The organism is Moorena sp. SIO3H5, assembly GCF_010692395.1.
Lineage (GTDB): Bacteria > Cyanobacteriota > Cyanobacteriia > Cyanobacteriales > Coleofasciculaceae > Moorena.
Genome location: NZ_JAAHHS010000358.1, coordinates 1 through 7,867, shown reverse-complemented (window position 1 = coordinate 7,867; position 7,867 = coordinate 1). Strand labels below are relative to the sequence as shown.

General features: G+C 41.8%; 5 protein-coding genes. 3 read left to right on the top strand and 2 right to left on the bottom strand.

The window, feature by feature from the left end:
• A partial coding sequence (locus F6K52_RS28095) for a caspase family protein (RefSeq protein WP_293086316.1) occupies positions 1-5,076 on the bottom strand: 5,076 nt, incomplete at its 3' end.
• A 114-nt stretch (positions 5,077-5,190) separates the two neighbouring features.
• On the opposite strand from F6K52_RS28095, the gene F6K52_RS28090 reads away from it, so the two are divergent.
• Both F6K52_RS28090 and F6K52_RS28085 read left to right on the top strand, forming a co-directional pair.
• A complete protein-coding gene (locus F6K52_RS28090) occupies positions 5,191-5,595 on the top strand; it encodes a CU044_2847 family protein (protein WP_293086313.1) in 405 nt (134 codons plus the stop codon).
• 159 nt (positions 5,596-5,754) lie between these two features.
• Positions 5,755-6,711: an alpha/beta hydrolase gene (locus F6K52_RS28085; RefSeq protein ID WP_293086310.1), complete on the top strand. Its 957-nt coding sequence runs from the start codon at positions 5,755-5,757 to the stop codon at positions 6,709-6,711.
• Here the strand turns inward: F6K52_RS28085 and F6K52_RS28080 are convergent.
• Positions 6,692-6,829 (bottom strand): hypothetical protein, encoded by a 138-nt coding sequence (locus tag F6K52_RS28080; RefSeq protein WP_293086307.1) that lies wholly within the window; start codon positions 6,827-6,829, stop codon positions 6,692-6,694. The genes F6K52_RS28085 and F6K52_RS28080 overlap by 20 nt on opposite strands.
• Positions 6,830-6,993: 164 nt before the next feature.
• Between F6K52_RS28080 and F6K52_RS28075 the strand changes: the two genes are divergently transcribed.
• On the top strand, positions 6,994-7,503 hold the full coding sequence (locus F6K52_RS28075) for a hypothetical protein (protein ID WP_293086304.1): 510 nt from the start codon (positions 6,994-6,996) through the stop codon (positions 7,501-7,503).
• Positions 7,504-7,867: the final 364 nt, after the last annotated feature.

Below are 7,867 nucleotides of genomic sequence, written 5' to 3'. Positions count from 1 at the left end.
CTCTCTTGCTAGTATCGCTCCTTCAATTACCTTAGGTTGTGCGGCTAACAAGTGCGCTACTATTTTAGGGTCTTTGTCTATTTCCTCTGTATCTTGGTTGAGGTCAATATCAGGATTGAGTTTTTGCGCTTCTTGATAGGCAGAAATAGCCTCCTTTATTTTCCCCTCTCTTGCTAGTATCGCTCCCTCTTGTATCTTGGCTGGTGCGGCTAACAAGTGCGCTACTATTTTAGGGTCTTTATCTATTTCCTCTGTATCTGGGTTGAGGTCGATATTAGGATTGAATTTTTGCGCTTTTTTAAATTTTTTAACAGCATTGTTGAAATTTGGCTCTTTTTGTAAAACAAAAGCCCTACCTTGTCTGACTAGAAACTCTGCTTTCGCTTCATCCTCCCAATCGGCATACTTGAGACAGGCTTCTCCTGCTTTATTATCTTTTTTATTATCTTGATGATTTTGAGGCGCAACGAGGTCAGGATGAAATTGCAGCTGATCACATCCCTCTTTTAACAAATTTTGCCAATCTAAACCCAGCCACAAACGCACTGTGTGGTCCCAACTGGTACTGATAATCTGTTTGCCATCTGGACTAAAAGCGATATGATTGACAGAACCTTTATGACCTTTAAAAGTATGGAGAATTTTACCTGTTTCTGTGTCCCACAAACGCACTGTTTTGTCCCAACTGCCACTGATAATCTGTTTGCTATCTGGACTAAAAGCGATCGCATTGATAGAACTAGTATGACCTTCTAATGTATGAATTATTTTCCTAGTTTCTGTGTCCCACAAACGCACTGTTTTGTCTTCACTGCCACTGATAATATGTTTGCCATCTGGACTAAAAGCGATATCTCTGACAGAACTAGTATGATCTTTGAAAGCATGAATTAGTTTACCGGTTTCTGTGTCCCACAAACGCACTGTGTTGTCCCTACTGCCACTGATAATATGTTTGCTATCTGGACTAAAAGCGATCTCAGTGACATCATCTGTATGACCTTCTAATGTATGGAGAAGTTTACCGGTTTCTGTGTCCCACAAACGCACTGTTTTGTCTTCACTGCCACTGATAATATGTTTGCCATCTGGACTAAAAGCGATCCCATCGACATCATCTGTATGACCTTCTAATATATGGATTATTTTACCGGTTTCTGTGTCCCACAAACGCACTGTTTTGTCTTCACTGCCACTGATAATATGTTTGCCATCTGGACTAAAAGCGATCCCATCGACATCATCTGTATGACCTTCTAATGTATGGAGAGGAAGACCTGTTTCTGTGTCCCACAAACGCACTGTGTTGTCCCTACTGCTACTGATAATATGTTTGCCATCTGGACTAAAAGCGATATCAGTGACAGAACTAGGATGACCTTCTAATGTATGGAGAGGAAGACCTGTTTCTGTGTCCCACAACCGCACTGTTTTGTCAACACTGCCACTGAGAATTTGTTTGCCATCTCGACTAAAAGCGATATCTCTGACATAATGTGTATGACCTTCCAAGGTATGGAGAGGTTGACCCGTTTCTGTGTCCCACAAACGCACTGTTTTGTCAACACTGCCACTGAGAATCAGTTTGCCATCTGGACTAAAAGCGATCGCATCGACATCATCTGTATGACCTTCTAATGTATGGATTAGAAGACCTGTTTCTGTGTCCCACAAACCCACTGTGTTGTCTTTACTGCCACTGATAATATGTTTGCCATCTCGACTAAAAGCGATATCTGTGACAGAACTTGTATGACCTTCTAATCTATGGAGAAGTTTACCGGATTCGGTGTCCCACAAACCCACTGTGTTGTCTTTACTGCCACTGATAATATGTTTGCCATCTGGACTAAAAGCGATATCATTGACATCTCTAGTATGACCTTCTAATGTATGGATTAGAAGACCTGTTTCTGTGTCCCACAACCGCACTGTTTTGTCTTCACTGCCACTGATAATCTGTTTGCTATCTGGATTAAAAGCGATATCTGTGACAGTATCAGTATGACCTTCTAATCTATGGATTATTTTACCGGTTTCTGTGTCCCACAAACGCACTGTGTTGTCTTCACTGCCACTGATAATATGTTTGCCATCTCGACTAAAAGCGATCGCATCGACATCATCTGTATGACCTTCTAATCTATGGATTAGTTTACCAGTTTCTGTGTCCCACAACCGCACTGTGTCGTCCCTACTGCCACTGAGAATCTGTTTGCCATCTCGACTAAAAGCGATCACACTGACACCTTTAGTATGACCTTGTAAAGTATGGAGAGTAAGACCTGTTTCGGTGTCCCACAAACGCACTGTGTCGTCCCTACTGCCACTGAGAATCTGTTTACCATCTCGGCTAAAAGCGATCGCATAGACAGCTTTAGTATGACCTTCTAATGTATGGATTAGAAGACCTGTTTCTGTGTCCCACAAACGCACTGTTTTGTCTTCACTGCCACTGATAATCTGTTTGCCATCTGGGCTAAAAGCGATCTCAGTGACATCATCTGTATGACCTTGTAAAAGATTCCTTTCTCGAACCTTATCTAAAGCTTCCAATAAGCTAGAATGAACTTCATTGATCACCTTTGATTCTAAGTATTTTTGCTGGGATAGACTTTTAGCTGTTGCTTCAATAGCTTGAAGCAATTCTTCTGTAGTAGGTTTTACTGATAGAGAATACTTAATATCGCTTGATTCTGCTTTAAATTCTGCGTTAATTTTATTTTTATGATCTTGTCTACCAAAAAATACAGCAATAACTGCAACTATGGTAACCAATATCAATAAAATCCCAAGTTGCTGTGTTTTACTACGGAGTTTACTATTAGCACTAGCTTGTTCTTTTTCTCTTTGTTCTGCTGATTGGCGTGCCTTTTTCTCTGCTTTTCGTCTACCTTCAGACTCCTCTAGTAGTTCCTGTTGACGTTGTTTTTCTTCGTTAAGTATGCGATCGCGGACTTGTTGACTAACCTTAATAAGTTCTTGTGCATCACTATTAAGTTGACCCCGGTAGAGATCTTTAGCGAGATAATCCTCAGCATTAATTAATTTTGCTCCCTGTAGTAAAAAAGCAATTTCTTCTGGCTTACCTTCCCTTTTCCACTCTTCAGCCGCCGCCTCAATCTTACGGGCTATTCTCATCCCATCCCGGTTTTCACTTATCCAACTCCGCAACAGACTCCAATGACGAATCAAGGCTTCATGAGCTACATCCACCACTGCTACTCTCTCTGAGCCTCCTCCTTTACCTACCATTTCCGTGGTAACAACTAGCTTTTCATCAGCCAATTTCTGAACTACCGTATCAATAAGTTCTTCGTTATAGCGCTGATTCACTAAATTCGGCTTTAATACTCGTCTGCGGGTATCTTCTGTCCCTTCCCCCAACTGAGTCAGTGCTAGAAAAATATGCTTAACTGCTGCTTGTTTTTCTTCTGAAAGTAGCTCATATACCTCAGTCGCCCGTTGACGCAAAGTTCCCATCACACCACCCAATTTGACATAGGTGTTGAGGCGCAAACAGTTATCAGTGCTTTCTTCCCACAGTCGTGTTAGGGTATATTGCAGTAATGGAAGATATCCTGGCGCATCCGCTACATCTGCCAGTATTTCTTTCACCAGTCCTGGCTCAATCTCCAATTCTACCTGTTTGGCTGGTTTTACAATTGCCTGTCTTAACTCTTCTGGTGACATGGGCATCACAGCAATTCCATGTTCTTGAATCTGCTGTGCCAATCCGCTATAGTCCTGTTCAAGACATTTACCAAAAAAGTCTGCCCGCATCGTCAATACCAAGCAGAGTTTATTCCCGGTTTTAGGTAAAGCTCCTAATAAGCATTCAAAAAACTGCTGTCTTTCTGAGCTATCCTGACACAAAGTAAAGGCTTCTTCAAACTGATCAACTACTAGTATTAGCCGCTGGGTATCGGTCACAGCGATTAATTGTCTCAACCCTTCAGAACCCTTTAAGATCAAATCCTCGGCTTGAGCTAATCGAGTCGCCCGTTCGATATCAGATAACCCAGAATCTACAAAAGTTAGTGCTAAGGAATTGAGGGGATTTTCACCGGGCTGAAGGATTTTTATCTGCCGACTTTCACTACCCGATAACCTCTGTCCCAGTTGTAACTGATACAATAATCCCGCTCTAACTACACTAGATTTCCCACTACCAGACGCTCCCAAGACAGCCAGAAAATTACCAACACGCACCTTTTCCAACAATTGATCCGTTAAGGCAGTACGACCGTAGAAATACCTGGCATCTTCTTCAGTACAATCAAAATAAGCCAAACCCTTATAAGGACAGATACTTTTTGCTGATGCAGCCAACTGTTTTGTTGCTGCGGTCCACCTGCGAGTCAGATTAATCGGTTCACCAGAATTACTAAAAATAGGACGCTGGGGAAAAGCATTCTGTTCTTGAGTAAGTAAATCAACTAAGGTATAGTTAGTTACCCATCGCTCTTGGCTTAGTTCCAGTCCTTTGATCAGTGCAGAGGTGAGAACACTATGATTACTACCAATGTCTTCATAGGCCAGTTCAAAGGCACGAGAAGCAGCAATGAAACACCGGTCTCTGCCTTTACCCCGGTCTCCAGGGTCTGCTTCTGCTACATTTAGGACTTCTCCGGCATAACAGCAATCTAAAATAATAACCTGCTGCCTTACGTCACTTTCTTGTAACAGTCGCCGTAGCCATTGTAAGGATAAACCCCAAGAACCCATGTCTGGGTTTACATCACTAGCTGCCAAAAAGCCTTCTGATATACCCAGGTCTTCCCGTAGTCCATGCCCAGAAAAATAGAGTAGCGCTGTATCTGGGGGTTTACCATTTGGTTTGAACAATTGTACTATTGTTTTTTTTAGCTCAGTCAGAGTGACTTTGGTTTTTTTACCAACCCGAATGGTATTATTCTTTTTATCCTTAACCGCCGGGAGTCGCGTTACCTTAAAGTCTCCATACTTCTCTAGTAATTGGGCTACAGCTTCTGCATCCCGCCCAGGTGCCGTTAAATTATTGAGGTGTTCATAGCTGTAAGTATTAATTCCTATTACTAAGGCATTCCGACTCATGACAACCAGCTTTTTAATGATAAATAGGTGCTTAAGAGGGATACAATTTTTGTAAGCATTCAGCTATCAGCCGTCAGCTTAAGCTCAATACTTACATTTATTAAATACCATACTATGACACAATTAACGCCAATTCAGCTAGAGGATGGCACAATTATTTATGTTGAAGCTACAGAAGATTTAGACATTCCTACGGTAAGCAGCCCAGACAACCAAGACGAAGAAGAAGAGGAAGAAGAAGCCCTCACCGACAAGGGGATGAGTTCTCCTGAAAGGCTACGACGGCAAATAATACAACACGCTCAAACCATTGAAAGTACGATCCGGGCTTACACTATTATTGGCTTAAATGCGTTTAAGAAAAAGCCAATACCTAATGTTAAAAAAGTTACCCTAGAATTTGGAATTGAATTAGGGGGAGAAGCGGGGATTCCTTATGTTACCAAAGGCACGGCTAAAAGTAATCTTAAGATAACAGTAGAGTGTGAGCTTCCTAAGCAAATTCAAAGTAAAACTTAGTTAAGACGAATTACGCGTTCGCTTTTAGCGGAAGCGAAGCGCTGTGCTTTTCAAAAGTCTTACCTAGTCCCATTATATAGCAATTCTACGAATTGTGAGGTACAAATATCTGAGTTTTAGAATTGCTATAATACCCACAAGACTTTTGAGGGATTTGAGATGGCATTGAACTCTTCTGCTTCCAGTTCGCCCAATACAGATAATTGGCAAAAATCCTTACATAAAGAAAAATTATACACTTGGCATAATTACCGTTGTGCCTATGAAGTCTATACCCCAACAGATGAAAGTGCTAAGACGAAAACTCCTCTACTATTAGTCCATCCTATTGGTGTTGGACTATCACGCTTTTTTTGGCATCGCTTTTGCCAGGAGTGGTTGAACACTGGCAATGGTCATCTAATTTATAATCCCGACTTGCTAGGATGTGGGGAAAGCGAAATGCCCCCTGTTGCTTACTACCCTATTGATTGGGCTGACCAGTTACACTATTTTTTAACAACTGTAGTCAAAAAACCGGTGATTCTCCTAGTGCAAGGGGCTTTATTACCTGTAGCACTTACCTTGATCCAAAAGCAAACTGAACCAAATTATATTAAAGGGTTAGTACTTTCAGGTCCTCCGTCTTGGTCTCTGATGACAGCAGAAACTCAATACTGGCAGCAGCGAGTTGCTTGGAATCTCCTCGAATCTCCTTTAGGTAGTGCCTTTTTTCGTTATGCTCGTCGCCGTCAATTCCTGCAAAAGTTTTCGGAAAATCAACTGTTTGCTGAGAGTTATACAGTAGATAACGAATGGTTAGATAATCTCCAAAAGGGAGCAATTAATCCAGCTAGCCGCTACGCAGTTTTTTCTTTTTTGGCTGGCTTTTGGCGACAAAACTATCAACAAGCGATCGCTAATACTTCTCAACCTACCCTAGTAGTAGTAGGAGAGCAAGCTTCAAGTATTAGTAAGCGGGGTAAATCTGAAACACCAGAAGACCGACTAACTCAGTATATCAAGCATCTTCCTCAAGGAGAAGGTCGTAAAATTCCTGGTCGTAATGTTTTGCCTTATGAGTCAACCTATCAGTTTGTAAAAGTTGTCGCAGATGCTATTTCTTCGTTTGAGTAGTAGTATAAATGCAAAGTATAGCAATTCTACGACTTGTGAGGTACAAATTTCTGGTTTTTAGGGAGCAGGGAGCAGGGAGCAGGGAGCAGGGAAGTTGGAAGTGGGAAGAGAAACCCACCCCTAACCCCTCCCAGGAGGGGAAGGGAAGAGGGAAGAGGGAAAAAATAATGTGTACCTCATGAGTCCTAGAAACGCTATAACTGCACCGATTAACCCAGGACGTGCAGTTACTGGATGTCCAACTAGCATTAGACGTTTACCAATGTTAATCAACAAAGACCAGTGCATCGCACCCATTTGGATGCGATCACTTGTTTCACAGTCTCAATAGTATCAAAGGTAGAAGAGCAAATGCTTACTGCTGATTGTATCATTCACATGTCTGGATATCGCCTAGGTCAGGACGAGAAAGAGTTTTTCTTTCGTGATTTACCATTCATTTACCAAGAAGTGAAAGGAGAGTTTCCCGTTCACTCTGGGATGGGGGATGATCAATACCATCGCTCTCAAAAGCAGCAAAAGAAGATCAACAAAGCAAGGAAGAAAGGGAAAAAGCGGCGGGCTGCTGTTCTAGCTAACCTATATGATGTAGATTTTTTTGACGCTTACCGCGATCAATTGTTCGGAATGATTGGAGTACTAGAAGAGCGAACGCTACTAGCGGCCATACCCTTAGAAGAGTTGAGCGAAGACGAAGAAGAAGCAATAGATATCCTTAGTGACAAGGAGGAAGAATTATCAGATAGGTATGATGAGTTTCGCAATGCTATTGTACTCACCGCATGGGAGTGATCAACTTAATCGTTGATTTTGCAATAAACCCCTTTCATCTCTCCGGAAGGGTTTTGCGATCGCTTTTATAGGATTTATGAGGTACGCTTCTCAACCTCAAAGTCCCCCTTTTTTAAGGGGGATTTAGGGGGATCTATTTGTACCTCATGGCATAGATAATTGCTATAGAAACCACAAGGAGTGGAAATTCCTAGCCCTAAGCTTACCGAACTAGATAAAATTACCAAACAAATGAAATCATTAAAGGACTATAAAATTATTTTACGTCCCGATGACAACTAGTGTTTCTTGCAGTTATGAGGTACAACTATCAACTTCAAAGTCCCCCTTGTTAAGGGGGATTTAGGGGGATCGCTTTGTACCA

Excerpts from the sequence above, each read along its gene's own strand:
- F6K52_RS28090 (WP_293086313.1), top strand. The coding sequence starts at position 5,191 with ATGACACAATTAACGCCAATTCAGCTAGAGGATGGCACAATTATTTAT.
- F6K52_RS28085 (WP_293086310.1), top strand. The coding sequence starts at position 5,755 with ATGGCATTGAACTCTTCTGCTTCCAGTTCGCCCAATACAGATAATTGG.